This window comes from Serinicoccus shuyuelongi, from assembly GCF_045032955.1.
Lineage (GTDB): Bacteria > Actinomycetota > Actinomycetes > Actinomycetales > Dermatophilaceae > Ornithinicoccus.
Genome location: NZ_JBJFZU010000002.1, coordinates 561,879 through 577,614, shown reverse-complemented (window position 1 = coordinate 577,614; position 15,736 = coordinate 561,879). Strand labels below are relative to the sequence as shown.

14 protein-coding genes are annotated in these 15,736 nt (G+C 72.1%); 8 read left to right on the top strand and 6 right to left on the bottom strand.

Going from position 1 to position 15,736, the window contains the following annotated elements:
• Nucleotides 1-53: 53 nt before the first annotated feature.
• Together ACI3EY_RS02935 and purL are read left to right on the top strand one after the other, a co-directional pair.
• Nucleotides 54-665, top strand: a complete 612-nt coding sequence (locus ACI3EY_RS02935) for a hypothetical protein (RefSeq protein ID WP_405039364.1) — start codon at nucleotides 54-56, stop codon at nucleotides 663-665.
• Nucleotides 666-786: 121 nt separating this feature from the next.
• Nucleotides 787-4,710, top strand: coding sequence for a phosphoribosylformylglycinamidine synthase (gene purL / locus ACI3EY_RS02930; RefSeq protein ID WP_405039363.1), 3,924 nt, complete (start codon nucleotides 787-789; stop codon nucleotides 4,708-4,710).
• Nucleotides 4,711-4,823: 113 nt separating this feature from the next.
• Here purL and ACI3EY_RS02925 read toward each other — a convergent pair whose 3' ends face one another.
• Nucleotides 4,824-5,255 (bottom strand): VOC family protein, encoded by a 432-nt coding sequence (locus tag ACI3EY_RS02925; protein WP_405039362.1) that lies wholly within the window; start codon nucleotides 5,253-5,255, stop codon nucleotides 4,824-4,826.
• 49 nt (nucleotides 5,256-5,304) lie between these two features.
• Between ACI3EY_RS02925 and ACI3EY_RS02920 the strand changes: the two genes are divergently transcribed.
• From ACI3EY_RS02920 to ACI3EY_RS02910, 3 genes are read left to right on the top strand one after another with little or no spacing between them, the layout of a single operon-like run.
• A complete protein-coding gene (locus ACI3EY_RS02920) occupies nucleotides 5,305-5,823 on the top strand; it encodes a pyridoxamine 5'-phosphate oxidase family protein (RefSeq protein WP_405038799.1) in 519 nt (172 codons plus the stop codon).
• Nucleotides 5,824-5,825: 2 nt separating this feature from the next.
• Complete coding sequence (locus tag ACI3EY_RS02915) at nucleotides 5,826-6,524, top strand: YdeI/OmpD-associated family protein (RefSeq protein ID WP_405039361.1); 699 nt, start codon at nucleotides 5,826-5,828, stop codon at nucleotides 6,522-6,524.
• A complete protein-coding gene (locus ACI3EY_RS02910; protein ID WP_405039360.1) occupies nucleotides 6,521-7,579 on the top strand; it encodes a winged helix DNA-binding domain-containing protein in 1,059 nt (352 codons plus the stop codon). The genes ACI3EY_RS02915 and ACI3EY_RS02910 overlap by 4 nt, the downstream gene beginning before the upstream one ends.
• Nucleotides 7,580-7,714: 135 nt before the next feature.
• On the opposite strand, the gene ACI3EY_RS02905 is transcribed toward ACI3EY_RS02910, so the two are convergent.
• The 5 genes from ACI3EY_RS02905 to fbaA all read right to left on the bottom strand — a co-directional run bounded on the left by ACI3EY_RS02905 (nucleotide 7,715) and on the right by fbaA (nucleotide 12,242).
• Nucleotides 7,715-8,170, bottom strand: a complete 456-nt coding sequence (locus ACI3EY_RS02905; RefSeq protein WP_405039359.1) for an SRPBCC family protein — start codon at nucleotides 8,168-8,170, stop codon at nucleotides 7,715-7,717.
• Between the two features lie 38 nt (nucleotides 8,171-8,208).
• A complete protein-coding gene (locus tag ACI3EY_RS02900) occupies nucleotides 8,209-9,507 on the bottom strand; it encodes an adenylosuccinate synthase (protein ID WP_405038795.1) in 1,299 nt (432 codons plus the stop codon).
• A 76-nt stretch (nucleotides 9,508-9,583) separates the two neighbouring features.
• A complete protein-coding gene (locus tag ACI3EY_RS02895) occupies nucleotides 9,584-10,558 on the bottom strand; it encodes a hypothetical protein (protein WP_405039358.1) in 975 nt (324 codons plus the stop codon).
• 245 nt (nucleotides 10,559-10,803) lie between these two features.
• The gene (locus tag ACI3EY_RS02890) at nucleotides 10,804-11,217 is read right to left on the bottom strand and encodes a DUF3151 domain-containing protein (RefSeq protein WP_405038793.1); all 414 of its coding nucleotides are present in this window, start codon (nucleotides 11,215-11,217) and stop codon (nucleotides 10,804-10,806) included.
• A complete protein-coding gene (fbaA, locus tag ACI3EY_RS02885) occupies nucleotides 11,214-12,242 on the bottom strand; it encodes a class II fructose-bisphosphate aldolase (RefSeq protein WP_405038792.1) in 1,029 nt (342 codons plus the stop codon). Before fbaA ends, ACI3EY_RS02890 begins: the two co-directional genes overlap by 4 nt.
• A gap of 111 nt (nucleotides 12,243-12,353) precedes the next feature.
• Between fbaA and ACI3EY_RS02880 the strand changes: the two genes are divergently transcribed.
• From ACI3EY_RS02880 to ACI3EY_RS02870, 3 genes are read left to right on the top strand one after another with little or no spacing between them, the layout of a single operon-like run.
• Nucleotides 12,354-13,940, top strand: a complete 1,587-nt coding sequence (locus ACI3EY_RS02880; RefSeq protein ID WP_405039357.1) for a circularly permuted type 2 ATP-grasp protein — start codon at nucleotides 12,354-12,356, stop codon at nucleotides 13,938-13,940.
• Nucleotides 13,934-14,866 carry an alpha-E domain-containing protein gene (locus tag ACI3EY_RS02875; RefSeq protein WP_405038790.1) on the top strand — a complete coding sequence of 311 codons (933 nt, stop codon included), beginning with the start codon at nucleotides 13,934-13,936 and terminating at the stop codon, nucleotides 14,864-14,866. Before ACI3EY_RS02880 ends, ACI3EY_RS02875 begins: the two co-directional genes overlap by 7 nt.
• Nucleotides 14,866-15,708, top strand: coding sequence for a transglutaminase family protein (locus tag ACI3EY_RS02870; RefSeq protein WP_405038789.1), 843 nt, complete (start codon nucleotides 14,866-14,868; stop codon nucleotides 15,706-15,708). The genes ACI3EY_RS02875 and ACI3EY_RS02870 overlap by 1 nt, the downstream gene beginning before the upstream one ends.
• Nucleotides 15,709-15,736 lie beyond the last annotated feature (28 nt).

Genomic DNA, 15,736 nt, shown 5'->3' with positions numbered 1-15,736 from the left:
CCCGGGACCAGGCCCTTACCTACCATGGTGGCCGTCAGGAAGGGGTCGAGCACGTGAGTGAGCAGCAGCGCCCGGACCGCGAGGAGCGCTGGCAGCAACGACTGGCCGTCCCCGTCCTGCTGGCGGCCCTGGCATCGGTGCCGGCGGTCTTCCTCACCCTGCTCGACGACCCGTACTCGACCGCGGGCGACGTGGTCAACTGGGTGGCCGGGGGTGTCCTCGTCGCCGAGACGGTCGTGCTCTTCGTCGTCTCGGCGGACAAACGCCGCTGGGTCCGTGAGCACGTCTGGCTCATCCTGCTCACCGTCGCGATCGTCGCCGGGGTGGTGCTGGCCATCGGCCCTGTGCAGCTGCTCCGCCTGCTACGGGTCTTCGGCGCGTTGCGGTTCATGCGGGCCGGTCGCATCGTCAAGGCCGGAAAGATCGTGCGGAAGCGGATGGGCTGGACCGGTCACTGGTCGGCGGTGCCCCCCGTCCTCGCCTCACTGCTGGTCGCCGTCTTCGTCGCCGTGACGTTGGTCGACCCCTCCTCCTCGACCCGTGAGCTGCTCGACGACTGGCTCGGCGGGACCGGCATCGTGGTGGCGGCGGTCCTCGCGGGGCTGCTGCTGGCCGGGGCGACCTGGGTCGTGGTCCGCCAGCAGCAGAGCGAGCACCGGGACTGAGCACCGACGCCGACGCTGCCGACCGAGGCGCGAACCGCCCGCTACGACTCGCTAGGCTCGACGAGTAGGTCGTGTCCGGTCGGTCCAGCGACCAGACCCCCGTGTCGTGAACAGGAGCCCCATGGCAGTCCCCGACCCCGTCCTCTCCACGGTCCCCGGGGGCTCCGCCCTCTCGACCTTCCGGGCCGAGGCGCTGCTGCGACGGCTGCAGGCGCTCGTGCCGCGCGTGACAGCCGTGACGGCCCAGCACGTGCACTGGGTCGCCGCGGCGCGGGCGCTCGCGGACGACGAGGCACAGCTGCTGGCCGCCGTCCTCACCTACGGCGATCCCTGGACCGGCACGGCCGTGGACCCCGCGCACCCGTCGGGTGGGTCGGACGCCCTGGTCGTCGTCTCCCCGCGGCTGGGCACCATCTCCCCCTGGTCCAGCAAGGCCACCGACATCGTGCACAGCTGCGGGCTGGACGTCCAGCGGGTGGAGCGGGTCACCGAGTTTCACCTGCGCGTCGACGGAGAACCGCTCACCGAAGCCGAGTGGTCCGCGTGCGCCGCCGTGCTGCACGACCGGATGACGGAGTCGGCACTGCCCACCCGCCAGGCCTGCACCCTGCTCTTCGCCGAACGGGAGGCCGCCCCGATGGAGCACGTCGACCTGCTCGGGCGGGGCCGCACCGCGCTCGAGGAGGCGGACGCGGCATACGGACTGGCGCTGTCCCCGGACGAGATCGACTACCTCGCTGAGTCGTTCACCAGTCTGGGCCGCAACCCCACCGACGTCGAGCTGACGATGTTCGCCCAGGCGAACTCCGAGCACTGCCGGCACAAGATCTTCAACGCCGACTTCGTCATCGACGGTCGGCCGCAGCCCAGCAGCCTGTTCGGGATGATCCGGCACACCGAGAAGGTCGCCGGGCAGGGCACCGTCGTCGCCTACAAGGACAACGCCTCGGTGATGGAGGGCGGCACCGTGCAGCGGTGGCTGCCCGAGGAGCACGGCAGCCGCCCCGGACGGTACGCCGCCCGCGAGGACGAGGTGCACGTGCTGATGAAGGTGGAGACGCACAACCACCCGACCGCCATCTCCCCCTTCCCGGGGGCGGCGACCGGTGCGGGCGGTGAGATCCGCGACGAGGGCGCAACCGGACGCGGCAGCGCCCCCAAGGCCGGGCTGACCGGCTTCGCCGTCTCCCACCTGCACCTGCCCGGCACCCAGGAGCCGTGGGAGGACGCGGCCTACGGCGCTCCCGAGCACGTCGCCGGCCCGCTGGACATCATGGTGGACGCGCCGCTGGGGGCCGCCGCCTTCAACAACGAGTTCGGCCGGCCCGGGCTGGGGGGCTTCTTCCGGGTCTACGAGCAGACCGTGGACGGGGTCCGCCGCGGCTACCACAAGCCGATCATGAGCGCCGGTGGCCTCGGGTCGATCAGCGCCGCGATGACCGAGAAGGTCCGGTTCGGGCCGGGGACCCTGCTGGTGCAGATCGGCGGTCCGGGCATGCGGATCGGGATGGGCGGCGGGGCCGCCAGCTCGATGGCCTCGGGCACCAACGCCGCGGAACTGGACTTCGACTCGGTGCAGCGCGGCAACCCGGAGATGCAGCGCCGGGCGCAGGAGGTCATCAACCACTGCTGGGCCCTCGGCGACGACAACCCGGTGCTGGCGATCCACGACGTCGGGGCCGGCGGCCTGTCCAACGCCTTCCCCGAGCTGGTCGACGACGCCGGGCTGGGCGCCCGCTTCGACCTGTCCGCCGTGCCCCTGGAGGAGTCCGGCCTCTCCCCCAAGGAGATCTGGTCCAACGAGAGCCAGGAGCGCTACGTGCTGGCGGTGTCGCCGGGGTCGCTGGACTCCTTCGCCGAGCTCTGCGAGCGCGAGCGCTGCCCGTATGCCGTCGTCGGCGTCGCCCAGGACGGGGGGCAGCTGATGCTCACCGACGGGGACGGTGGTGCAGACGCGCACCCGGTCGACATGCCGATGGGGGTGCTGCTGGGCAAGCCGCCGCGGATGACCCGGGACGTGCACCGGGTCCAGCGGTCCACCCCCGAGCTGGACCTGGGACCCCTGACCGGCGAGCGGCTGGCGCAGACCGCGCACGCCGTGCTGCGCCACCCCAGCGTGGCCTCCAAGCGGTTCCTCATCACCATCGGTGACCGCACCGTCGGTGGCCTCAGCCACCGCGACCAGATGGTCGGGCCCTGGCAGGTGCCGGTGGCCGACGTCGCCGTCACCCTGGCCGACCTCACCGGGCTGGCCGGCGAGGCGATGGCCACCGGTGAGCGGATGCCGCTGGCCTCCGTCGACGGCCCGGCTTCCGGGCGGATGGCGGTCGGCGAGGCGTTGACCAACCTGCTGGCGGCGCCGGTCACGCTGCCCGGTGTCAAGCTGTCCTGCAACTGGATGGCCGCCTGCGGCGAGCCCGGCGAGGACGCCGCGCTCTACGACACCGTGCACGCCGTGGCGATGGAGCTGTGTCCGGCGCTGGGCATCTCCGTGCCGGTCGGCAAGGACTCGCTGTCGATGCGGACCCGCTGGTCCGACGGGGAGGGTGAGCAGCGGCAGGTCACCTCACCGGTCTCGCTGGTCGTGTCCGCCTTCGCCGCGCTGCCCGACGTCCGCGGCACCTGGACCCCGCAGCTGCACGCCGGCGACGCGCTGCTGCTGATCGACCTCGGAGCCGGGGCGCAGCGGCTCGGCGGGTCGATCCTGGCCCAGGTGCTCGGCGAGTTCGGCGGCACCGTGCCGGACCTGGACGACCCCGCCCAGGTGGTGGCCCTGGCCGCCGCCCTGGGTGAGCTGCGCGAGGCCGGGGTGGTGCGGGCATACCACGACCGCTCGGACGGCGGCCTGTGGGCGACCCTGGTCGAGATGGCGTTCGCGGGCGGTGTCGGGCTGGACGTGCGGCTGCCCGAGGGCGCGGGGGTGGCCTCGCTCTTCGCCGAGGAGCTGGGGGTCGTGCTGGGCATCGACCCGGACCGGCTGGAGCAGGCCGAGGCCGTGCTCGACGCGCACGGGCTGGGCGCGCTGACGCACCGGCTGGGCCGCGCCGTGGAGCAGCGTCGGGTGCGCGTCCGGGGTGCCGGTGTGGACCTGGACGAGCCGGTGCACGGGTTGGCGCAGAGCTGGGACGAGGTCTCCGCCCGCATCACGGCGCTGCGCGACCACCCCGACTGCGCCCGCGAGGAGCACGCCGCGGTGGGCGCCGACGGGGACCCGGGGCTGCACGTCAGCACCACCTTCGACCCGGTGCAGGACATCACCGCGCCCTACCTGAACCGTGGGGCACGCCCGGCGGTGGCCATCCTGCGCGAGCAGGGTGTGAACAGCCACGTGGAGACCGCGTTCGCTTTCGACCGGGCGGGTTTCGACACCTACGACGTGCACATGACCGACCTGCAGGCGGGGCGCTTCGACCTGGCCGACGTGGTCGGGCTCGTCGCGGCCGGCGGGTTCTCCTACGGCGACACCCTCGGCGCCGGGGAGGGCTGGGCGCGCTCGGTGCTCTTCGACGGGCGCCTGACCGACGCCGTCGGCGGGTTCTTCGCCCGGCCGGACACCTTCGCCCTGGGGATCTGCAACGGCTGCCAGATGTTCGCCGCGCTCGCCGGCCTCATCCCGGGCGCCGAGGCCTGGCCGCGGTTCACCCGCAACCGCAGCGAGCAGTACGAGGCGCGCCTGTCGCTGGTGGAGGTCGTGGACAGCCCGTCGATCTTCTTCACCGGGATGGCCGGGTCGCGGATCCCGATCGCCGTCGCGCACGGCGAGGGCCGTGCGGACTTCTCCGCCCGCGGCGACGAGGCGGGCGTGCTGTCCGCGGCCCGCTACGTGGACCACCACGGGCAGGTGGCGACGGCATACCCGGCGAACCCGAACGGCTCCCCCGGCGGGCTCACCGCGGTCACCACCCCGGACGGCCGCTTCACCGCGATGATGCCGCACCCCGAGCGGGTGCAGCGCAACGCGCAGCTGTCCTGGACGCCTGGCGACCTGCGGGACCCGAGCCCGTGGCTGCGGATGTTCCGCAACGCGCGGGTCTGGGTGGACTGAGCCAGTCTGTCCTTGCCCCCAGCCCGGAGTGCGGTCACGCTAGCCGGACCTTCATCGCCCTATAGCGTGATGAAGGTCCACCTAGGGTGACCGCAGTCCGGGCTCTGGCGCGCTCAGGTATGCCGGGTCCAGGCGTCCAAAGCGGCCTGCACCTCCTCGCCGGTCATCGCGATCGGGGTGCCCACGATCCACTGGTGGCCGAACGGGTCCCGGAAGCGCCCCTGCCGGGACCCGTAGGGCTGGTCGGCCACCGGGAAGACGGCCTGCGCCCCGTGCTCCAGGGCCAGCGTCATCACCGCGTCCGGGTCCGGCACCACCAGGTCGAGGACCACCCCGCCGCCGCCCTCGGGCGGTGCGGGGTCCGTCTCGTCCACGTCCTTCAGCTGCAGCCCGCCGCCCCCGGGCAGGGCCAGCTGGGCGAAGACGACGGTGTCGCCCATGGCATACCGGTCGACGGTGCGGGCGCCGAGCACGCTCGCGTAGAAGTCGATCGCCCGGTCGGCCGAGTGGACCACGAGCTTCGGAGTCAGTGTCAGATCGCTCATGACACCTCAGTCTGCCCATCTGTCGGTGGGTGGCGCTACCGTCTGGACCATGAGCGCTGACGTCGCCCCTCAGTCCGATCGGCCCACACTCCCGGAGGGCTACGGGCTGCCGGCCACGAGCGAGGGGTTGCTGGGCTGGGAGCAGGTCGAGACACGGCTGCGGGAGGCACAGCACTACTGGCTGGCCAGCGTCCGGCCCGACGGGCGTCCGCACTCGGTCCCCCGCTGGGGCGTCTGGCTGGAGGGCCGGTTCTGGTACGACGGGGCGCCGAGCACCCGGCATACCCGCAACGTCGAGGCCAACCCCGCGGTCACCCTCACCCTGGAGAGCGGCACCGAGGTCGTCATCGTCGAGGGCGACTCCCGAGCCACCCGGGCCGCCGCTGAGGGCCTGGGGGCCCGGTTGTCGCAGGCCTTCACGAAGTATGCCGACGCCGGGTACGCCCCCGGCCCGGACTCGTGGGCCGGCGAGGACGGGGGCGGCCTGCGGGTGATCACCCCGCACCGGGCGCTGGCCTGGTTCGACTTCCCCACCGACTGCACCCGCTTCACCTTCGAGGGTCGCTGAGGATGGGCCGGCGGGAGGGGGGCTCCGCAGAGCGACCGGCGACCTTCTTCGACGGCCCCGAGGACTTCCGGGACTGGCTGGAGCAGCACCACGAGACCGCCGAGGAGTTGTGGATGGGGCTGCACGGCAAGCACGTGCCCGACCGTGGCCTGACCTGGGCGGAGGCCGTGCCCGAGGCGCTCTGCTTCGGCTGGATCGACTCGGTCAGCCAACGGATCGACGACGACGCCCGCCGTCAGCGGTGGACCCCCCGCCGCAGGACCAGCATCTGGAGCGCCGTCAACGTGGCGCACGTGGAGCGCCTCACCGCTCAGGGCCGTATGCACCCGGCCGGCATCGCCGCCTACGAGGCCCGCACCCCCGAGCGGACCGGGGTCTACTCCTTCGAGCAGCCGGACCTGGCGCTGTCCGCGGAGCAGGAGGCCGCGCTGCGTGCCGACCCCGGGGTCTGGGCCTTCTGGGAGGCCGCGACCGCGGGCTACCGCAAGGGGGTCATCGCCTGGCTGATCGGCGCCAAGCGTGAGGCCACCCGGGCCCAACGCCTGGCCACGCTGGTCGACGACTGCTCCGCGGGGCGGCTCATCCCCCCGCAGCGGTACGGCGACACCCCGTCCTGGGTGGCCCGGGCGACGGCCGCCCGGGACGCGGCCCGGGGGGCGGCCGAGGAAGCACCTCGGGTCGCCGGCGGGGACGACCGGTGACCACGCTCGCCGACGTCGCGCGGATGCGGCTGGTCTCGCAGCGGTTGGTCGGGCCGCTGCCGGACGCCGGCGCGGTGGTGCGTCACCTCACCTGCACCCAGGGGCAGGACTACCCGGGGTCGAGCACCTCGATCGCCCTGCGCACCGTCGACCGTGACCTGGCGGGGGTGCGGGCCGCCTACGACGAGGGGCGGATCGTGCGCAGCTGGCCGATGCGCGGCACCCTCTTCGCGGTGGCTGCCGAGGACCTCGGCTGGATGCTGGACCTGACCGCACCACGGGTGCTGCCGGGCACCGACCGACGACGCGCCGAGCTCGGGCTCGACGCCGACGTGCTCGGCCGCGCGGAAGAGGTGGCCAGGGCGGAGCTGGGCAGTGCCGGCCTGACCCGGGCGGAGCTGCTGGCCCGGTGGCAGGACGCCGGGCTCTCGACCACGGACGGCCGGGGCTACCACCTGCTCTTCCACCTCGCGGTCCGCGGGGTGATCTGTCTCGGCCCGACCGAGGGCAGCGGGCAGCGCTTCGTCCTCACCGAGGAGTGGATCCGTGCGCCCCGGACGCTGGCGGGCGAGGAGGCCGTGGCGGAGTGGTTCCGTCGCTACGTCCTCTCCCACGGCCCGGTGCCGGTGGCGGACTTCCTGTGGTGGACCAAGCTGCTGAAGCGTGACCTCGCCCCGGTGCTGGCGCCCCTGCGCGAGGAGCTGGAGGTGCTGGATGTCGACGGGGTCGAGCACTGGGTCGATCCGGCGGTGCTTCAGGCATACCCGGGCAGCAAGCGGGCCACGGCCGCCCCCCTCCTGCTGCCGGGCTTCGACGAGATCGTGCTCGGCTACGGGGACCGGCGCGCGGTGCTGACCAAGGAGCAGGAGGCCAGGGTCGTCCCGGGCAACAACGGCGTCTTCCGGGGGACGGTGGTCCGGGCCGGGAGCGCGCTCGGCACCTGGAAGCGACCCACCCGGACGGGGGCGGTCGTGACCGTCGAGCCCTTCTCCCCGCCCCTGCCGCCGGTGGTCGAGCGGGCACTCCCCCGCCTCACGGCCGCCCTGCCCGGCTGACCGGCGACTCCTGTCGGGCGTCCGGGCGGGTATGCCGGCGCGTCCGGTCCGGCATTTCGAGACGCCCGGTCCGGCATTCCGAGACGCCCGGTCGGGCATTCCGAGACGCCCGGTCGGGCACTTCGAGACGCTCGGTCAGGAGACGGTGTGCTCGCGGAGCACCAGGCGGAGACGCTCCAGGTCGCGACGCATGGCGCGCTTCATCCCCAGCGTCACCGCGCCCGAGGCCAGCGTCGTCATCCCGCGTGGCCGTCCGGTGTTGCGCAGGCTCATCCCGGTCCTGGGACTGCCGTCGACCGGCTCCTCGTCCCACCAGGACAGGGTGGTCTCCAGGGGATGCGGGCCCTGCTCGGTGCGCATCACCAGGCGTTGCTCCGGGACCAGCTCCAGCACCCGGTAGGTGTAGGCGAGCTCGCGGCCGAGGAACGTCGTCACCAGGTCGACCACCGCCCCCTCGGCCACTCCCGGCGCACCGTGCCAGCGCACGGACCGGACGTTGCTGAACCAGCGCACGGCCTGCTCGGGGTCACCGGCGACCTCCGCGACCAGGGCGCGCGGCGCCTCGAACACGGTCGCGACGGTGACGTCCATGACTCAGCGTAGGCCCGACGAGGCCGGCTCAGGGCCGCTCAGGCCTGGTCGCGGCCCAGCAGGTCGTGGCGGACGATGACCTCGTCACGGCCGGGTCCGACGCCGATCACCGAGATCCGGGTGCCGATCAGCTCCTCGAGCCGCTCGACGTACCGCTGCGCGGCGTCCGGCAGGTCGGCGAACTCACGGGCACCGGTGATGTCCTCGGTCCAGCCCTGCAGCTCCTCGTACACCGGCCGCGCGTGGTGGAAGTCGGACTGGTGCACCGGCATCTCCTCGACCCGGGTGCCCTGCACGTCGTAGGCGACGCAGACCGGGACGGTCTCGAAGCCGGTGAGCACGTCGAGCTTGGTGAGGACCACGTCGGTGAGACCGTTGACGCGGCGCGCGTACCGTCCCACGACGGCGTCCGCCCACCCGCAACGGCGGGGCCGGCCCGTGGTGGTGCCGTACTCCGCGCCCACGTCCCGCAGCCGCTGGCCGTGCTCGTCGTCCAGCTCGGTGGGGAACGGACCCTCACCGACCCGCGTGGCGTAGGCCTTGAACACCCCGATCACCCGGTCGATCCGGGTCGGGGGGACACCGGAGCCGGTGCAGGCACCACCGGAGGTCGCGTTGGAGGAGGTGACGAACGGGTAGGTGCCGTGGTCCACGTCCAGGAGCGTGGCCTGACCGGCCTCGAAGAGCACCGTCTTGCCGGCGTCCAGGGCCTGCCCCAGCTCCAGCACGGTGTCGGTGACCATCGGCCGGATCCGCTCGGCGTGCCGCAGCAGCTCGTCCATCACCTCGTCCACCTCGACGGCGCGGCGGTTGTAGATCTTCAGCAGCACCTGGTTCTTGACGTCCAGGGCGGCCTCCACCTTCTGCCGCAGGATCGAGGTGTCGTAGAGGTCCTGCACCCGGATCCCCACCCGGTTCATCTTGTCCGCGTAGGTCGGCCCGATGCCACGGCCGGTGGTCCCCAGGCGACGCTTGCCCAGGAAGCGCTCGGTGACCTTGTCCAGGACCCGGTTGTAGGGCGGGATGAGGTGGGCGCTCGCGCTGATCCGCAGCAGGGAGGTGTCGATGCCGCGCGCCTCGAGCGCGTCCAGCTCCTCGATGAGGACCCCCAGGTCGATGACCACGCCGTTGCCGATGACCGGGGTGCAGCCCGGCGAGAGGATGCCGCTGGGCAGCAGGTGCAGGGCATACTTCTGGTCGCCGATGACGACGGTGTGCCCGGCGTTGTTGCCACCGTTGAACTTGACCACGTAGTCGATCTCGGAGCCGAGCAGGTCGGTGGCCTTGCCCTTGCCCTCGTCGCCCCATTGGGCCCCGACCAGCACAATTGCGGGCATAACGTGGTGCCTTCCTCTCGCGTACGGGACGCCTCACTCTATCGGCGCGCCCGCCCTCCCGACGACGCGCGCGGCCTCAGGGCAGCAGGCCGCGCCGGCAGACCGCCAGGCCGAGCTGGAAGCGGGTGTCCACCCCGTGCTCGTCCATCATCGCCGCGACCCGGCGCCGGACCGTGCGCAGCCCCAGACCCATCTGCCGGGCGATGGCCTCGTCCTTGAAGCCGAGCGACAGCAGCTCCAGCAGGGTGACGTCCTCGGCGGTGGCCTCCCGCGACAGCAACGGCTGGGCCCGGCGCCACAGCTCGTCGAAGAGGATGCTGAAGGCGTCCAGCATCGCGGGCGGGCGCAGCAGCAGGTAGTCGGCGTCCGGGCCGGTCTCCTCCAGCAGCACCCCGGACCGGCCGAAGATGCCGAACTCGACGCGGATCGCGTCGTCGGTGAGGTAGCGCTGGTGCTCCCCCGACGCGGCGCGACGGTGGGCGAAGGCGTCCCACCCCGGGTCGTTGAGCACCGACAGCGGGAAGATCGTGCGCAACTGACGCCCGGAGGCGACCAGGCTCGCCCAGTGCCGGTGCACCGAGTCCTGGTGGCCGGGGCCGCTGGTCGGCTTGGCGGTGACCTGCAGGATGGGGCCGTCGGAGGTGCGGAAGAGGTGCTCGATCACCCCGATCACCTCCGCCGGGGCCACCTGCTCCCACGGCGGGACCCGCGGCCCCGACAGCTGCAGACCACGCCGGTAGTCGGACTCGAAGCTCTCCAGGGACCCGCGCAGGTCCAGCAGGTGACGGCGACGCTCGTCCAGCGCCGCCTCCTCGTTGTCGAGGAGGCGGCCGACCGACGCCCGCGGGTCGTCCACCCGGACCAGCCCCTCGGGGGTGCGACGTACCAGGCGCATGGCCTCCAGCTGCTGCAGGACGTGCTCGGTCTCGCCCGCCTGCCAGCCGAGGGTGTCGGCGTGCTCGCCGACCGAGCGCGGCGCGGAGCGCAGCATGTGGCGGTAGAGCTGCTCGGCGTCCTCGCCGAGTCCGACCGGCCGTGATTGAGCATTCATCTATGGCAGGTTACGGCCAGTGGCAGGATTATGACCACCCGGGACATCACGACGTGATTACATGTGCACATTCGGATTGCACGTCAGGGGACGCGATCTATCCGAGTAATGGGGAGTGAACGGCACTGGCGCCGACATCTGGGCCCGACCGTTCACGGGGTGCGGCCCGGCGCTGGTGCAGACGGCAGGGCGTCCGCACCAGGGCCGGGACCGCTCCGTGCGTCCCGTCGCCTGCGCGGGAGCTGTTACAGCCCCAGCTCACGGGCGGCGGTGGCGGAGGAGGCCCGCAGGAACTCGGTGCAGCGCACCCGCTCCTCCTCGTCCCCGATCCGCGCGGCCGCCACCGCGAGCGCTCCCAGCGCCCGCAGGAAACCGCGGTTCGGCTGGTGCTCCCAGGGCACCGGCCCCTGCCCGCGCCACCCGGCGCGGCGCAACTGGTCCAGCCCCCGGTGGTAGCCGGTGCGGGCGAAGGCGTAGGCGGCGACGTCGTCACCCTCGTGCAGGGCGTCCTCGGCCAGCATCGCCCAGGCCTGGCAGGAGGTCGGGTATGCCGCCGCCACCTCCCGCGGGTCGCTCTCCTCGAGGCGCGCGGCGGCAGGGTCGACGGGCAGCTCGGTCGGCGGGATACCGAGCAGGTCCGCCCCGGGTGCCGGGTTCACTGGTGGGTCCCGGCGGAACGCAGGTGCCGGCAGGCCTCGACGACGCGCTCGCTCATCGCGGCCTCGGCCTCCTTGCCCCAGGTGCGGGGGTCGTACTTCTTCTTGTTGCCGACCTCCCCGTCCACCTTCAGCACCCCGTCGTAGTTGGCCAGCATGAACCCGGCGATCGGACGGGTGAACGCGTACTGGGTGTCGGTGTCGATGTTCATCTTCACCACGCCGAAGTCGACGGCATCGGAGATCTCCTGCTCGGTGGAGCCGGAGCCGCCGTGGAAGACCAGGTCGAAGGGGCGGTCCTGCTCACCGAGCCCGAGGGCCTGCGCCGCCGCCTGCTGGGCCTTCTGCAGGATCTCGGGGCGGAGCTTGACGTTGCCGGGCTTGTACACGCCGTGCACGTTGCCGAAGGTGAGGGCGGCGAGGTAACGGCCCTGCTCACCGGCCCCGAGCGCCTGCACGGTGGCGATGGCGTCCTCGGGGGTCGTGTAGAGCTGCTCGTTGATCTCGTTGGCGACGCCGTCCTCCTCGCCACCGACGACACCGATCTCGACCTCGAGGATGATCCGGGCCTCACGGCACCGGGCCAGCAGGTCGCCGGCGATCTCCAGGTTCTCCTCCAGGGGCACCGCGGAGCCGTCCCACATGTGCGACTGGAAATAGGGCAGCCCCCCGCCGCGCACGCGCTCCTGGGAGGCGGCCAGCAACGGGCGGACGAAGTCGTCCAGCTTGTCCTTGGGGCAGTGGTCGGTGTGCAGCGCGATGTTCACGTCGTACTTCTTCGCGACCTCGTGGGCGAAGGCGCTGAAGCCCAGCGCACCGGTGACCATCTCCTTCACCCCCAGCCCCGACCAGTACTCGGCGCCGCCGGTGGAGACCTGGATGATCCCGTCCGAACCGGCGTCGGCGAATCCCTTGATGGCGGCGTTCAGCGTCTGGCTGCTGCTGACGTTGATGGCCGGGTAGGCGAAGTTTCCCGCCTTGGCCCGGTCGATCATGTCGGCATACACCTCGGGGGTGGCGATGGGCATGGGTCCTCCTCGGGACGCGGGTGACGTCGGATCACCGCCCATGCTTCCACAGAGCGGACCGGCATACCCATGGCGTTGGGATGGCGGGGGCGTTGGCCATAGGGTTGCGCCATGACTGGCGCGTTCACCGACTATCCGACCACGCCGTCCACCTACGACGAGACCGTCGCCGACGACGGACAGGTGCGAGCGGGCTACGAGCAGATCGCTGGACAGTTCGACGACATCGGGCTGGAGGACGTGCGCAACCGCGGCGAGTACGTCAGCAAGACGTACCACGACCAGGGCGTCACCTTCGACTTCGAGGGCGAGGAACGGCCCTTCCCGCTGGACATCGTCCCGAGGGTCATCGAGGCGGACACCTGGTCGCACGTGGAGGCGGGTGTGGCCCAGCGGGTGAAGGCGCTGGAGGCCTTCCTCGCCGACATCTACGGTCCGATGCAGATCATCACGGACAAGGTGATCCCCCGCCACATCGTGACCAGCAGCAACCACTACCACCGCGTGGCCTTCGACATCCAGCCGGGCAACGGGGTGCGCGTGCACGTCTCGGGGATCGACCTGATCCGGGACGCCGAGGGCGCCTTCCGGGTGCTCGAGGACAACGTCCGGATCCCCAGTGGCGTCTCCTACGTGCTCACCAACCGCCGGGCGATGACCTCGACCCTGCCCGAGGTGGTCGGGACGCACCGGATCCGACCGGTGGCGGCATACCCCAGCCGTCTGCTGCGTGCGCTGCGCGCCGCCGCGCCCTCAGGGATCCTCGACCCCGAGGTGGTGGTGCTCACCCCGGGGCCCTACAACTCCGCCTACTTCGAGCACTCGCTGCTGGCGCGGCTGATGGGATGCCGCCTGGTGGAGGGCCGCGACCTGGTGACCCAGGGTGGCCGGGTGATGATGCGCACCACCCACGGCCTGCAGCCGGTGCACGTCATCTACCGACGCGTGGACGACGACTTCCTGGACCCGGTGGCCTTCCGCAACGACTCCATGCTGGGGTGCCCCGGCATCCTCAACGCGGCGCGTGCCGGGAACGTGACGATCGCCAACGCCGTCGGCAACGGGGTCGCCGACGACAAGCTCATGTACTCCTACGTCCCCGAGATCATCCGGTACTACCTGGGCGAGGAACCGCTGCTGCCCAACGTGGACACCTGGCGCCTGGAGGACCCCACCCACCGCGAGGAGGTCATGGACCGCCTCGACGAGCTGGTGCTCAAGCCCGTCGACGGCTCCGGCGGCAAGGGGATCGTCATCGGCCCGCAGGCCAGCAAGGCCGAGCTGGACGAGCTGCGGACCACCGTCTCCCGTTCGCCGCGCGGCTGGATCGCACAGCCCGTGGTGCAGCTGTCCACCGTGCCGACCCTGGTCGACGAGGGCCTGCGTCCCCGGCACGTCGACCTGCGCCCGTTCGCGATCAACGACGGCGAGAAGGTCTGGGTGCTGCCCGGCGGGCTGACCCGGGTCGCGCTCGGCGAGGGGGAGCTCATCGTGAACTCCAGCCGCGGCGGCGGCTCCAAGGACACCTGGGTCCTCTCCGGTGACGGTCGACGGACCCGCGTCGAGCCCCGCGCCCAGCGGCAGGTCCAGGTCAGCTCGGCGCCGCAGGTGGCGCTGAAGCGCTCCGAGGCCGAACCGGCCGAGCAGGAGCAGCAGCAACAACAGTCGGGACCGACCGCAGGAGGTATGCCGTGCTGAGCCGGATCGCCGAGTCGCTCTTCTGGATCGGTCGCTACCTGGAGCGGGCCGAGGACACCTCGCGGCTGCTCGAGGTGCACCTCACCCTGCTGCTGGAGGACCCCGTCGTCGACGAGGAGGCCACCAGCGAGGTGCTGCTGCGGGTGATGGGCATCGACAGCGCGGCCAGCCCCGACCACCAGACCGTCCTGCAGCTGCTCGGCTGGGACGAGACGTCGATGCACTCCATGGTCGCCGCCTTCTACGGTGCCCGGGAGAGCGCCCGCCGCTCCCGGGAGACGGTGGCCCTGGAGATGTGGGAGGCCATCAACACCACCTGGAACATGATGCGCGGCAACCGGCTGCAGCACGTGCCGGCCAACCGTGCCTGCCAGCTGCTCCGCGAGCGCTGCGCCGTGGTCGGCGGGATCGCCGACAACTCGATGACCCACGACGAGGGCTGGCAGTACATGATGCTGGGCCGGTCGCTGGAGCGGGTCGACATGACCTCGCGGATCATCGAGTCGGCGGCCTACAACGCGGACAGCCCGTACGCCTGGACCCAGACGCTGCGCGCCTGCGGGGCGCACCACGCGTTCGTGCGCACCTACCGCGGGGCCGCGACCGACGCCCAGGCGGCCGAGTTCCTGCTGCTGGACGGGTTGTTCCCGCGCTCGGTGCTGGTCTCGCTGAAGGCGGCCGAAGATGCGCTGATGGCGCTGGAGCTGGAGACCGGACCGCGCCGCAACGGCGTGACCGGAGACACCCTGAAGACCCTGGGACGGGCCCGGGCCGAGCTCGAGTTCGGATCGCTGGAGGAGACGATGGCCAACCTGCCCGAACGGATGAGCCGGCTGCAGCGCACCTGCAGCGCGGTCAACGACGCCGTGTCCGACCACTACTTCGACGGCGCCGGGCAGGCCGTCTGGCGGGCGGGGGTGCGCTGATGCTGCTGAGGATCGTCCACCGGACCGGCTACGAGTACGCCGGCATGGCGTCGCACTCCTTCAACGAGGCGCGGATGTCACCGCGTTCCACGTTGCACCAGGCGGTGCTGCACACCAAGGTCGACATCGCCCCGACCGCCTGGACCAACACCTACACCGACTACTGGGGCACCACCGTGACCCAGTTCGAGGTGCACGAGCCGCACCCCCGGATGGCGGTGACCGCGTCCGCCACCGTCGACGTCCAGCGGCCGGAGGTCCCCGGCGAGAAGCTCTCCTGGTCCGAGGTGCGCTCCGCCGAGGTCTTCGACGACCTCAGCGAGTACCTGCTGCAGTCGCCGATGGTCGAGCCCCCCGAGGAGCTCAAGGCCCGGGTGCAGGAGATCGCGGGCAGGAGCAGGAACCCGGACACGTGCGCCCGCGAGATCGTGGACCTGATCCACGAGGAGATGGAGTACGTCTCCGGCTCGACCGGCGTGCATACCCGGGCGTCCCAGGCCTGGTCCCGACGTTCAGGCGTGTGCCAGGACATGTCCAACCTGACGATCGGCTGCCTGCGTGCGGTCGGCATCCCGGCCTGCTACGTCAGCGGCTACCTGCTGCCCGCCCGGGAGCCGGAGGTCGGGACCCCCTACACCGGTGAGTCGCACGCCTGGGTGCGCTGGTGGGACGGCGAGTGGGTGGGCATGGACCCGACCAACGCCATCCAGCCCGGCGGCCGGCACGTGGAGGTGGCGCAGGGACGCGAGTACGGCGACGTGCCGCCGCTGCGGGGCATCTACACCGGCACCAAGAGCAGCTCGATGTTCGTCGAGGTGGAGCTCACCGCGCTGCGTCCTTGAGCGGGACGGACCGGGTATGCCGTGCGCG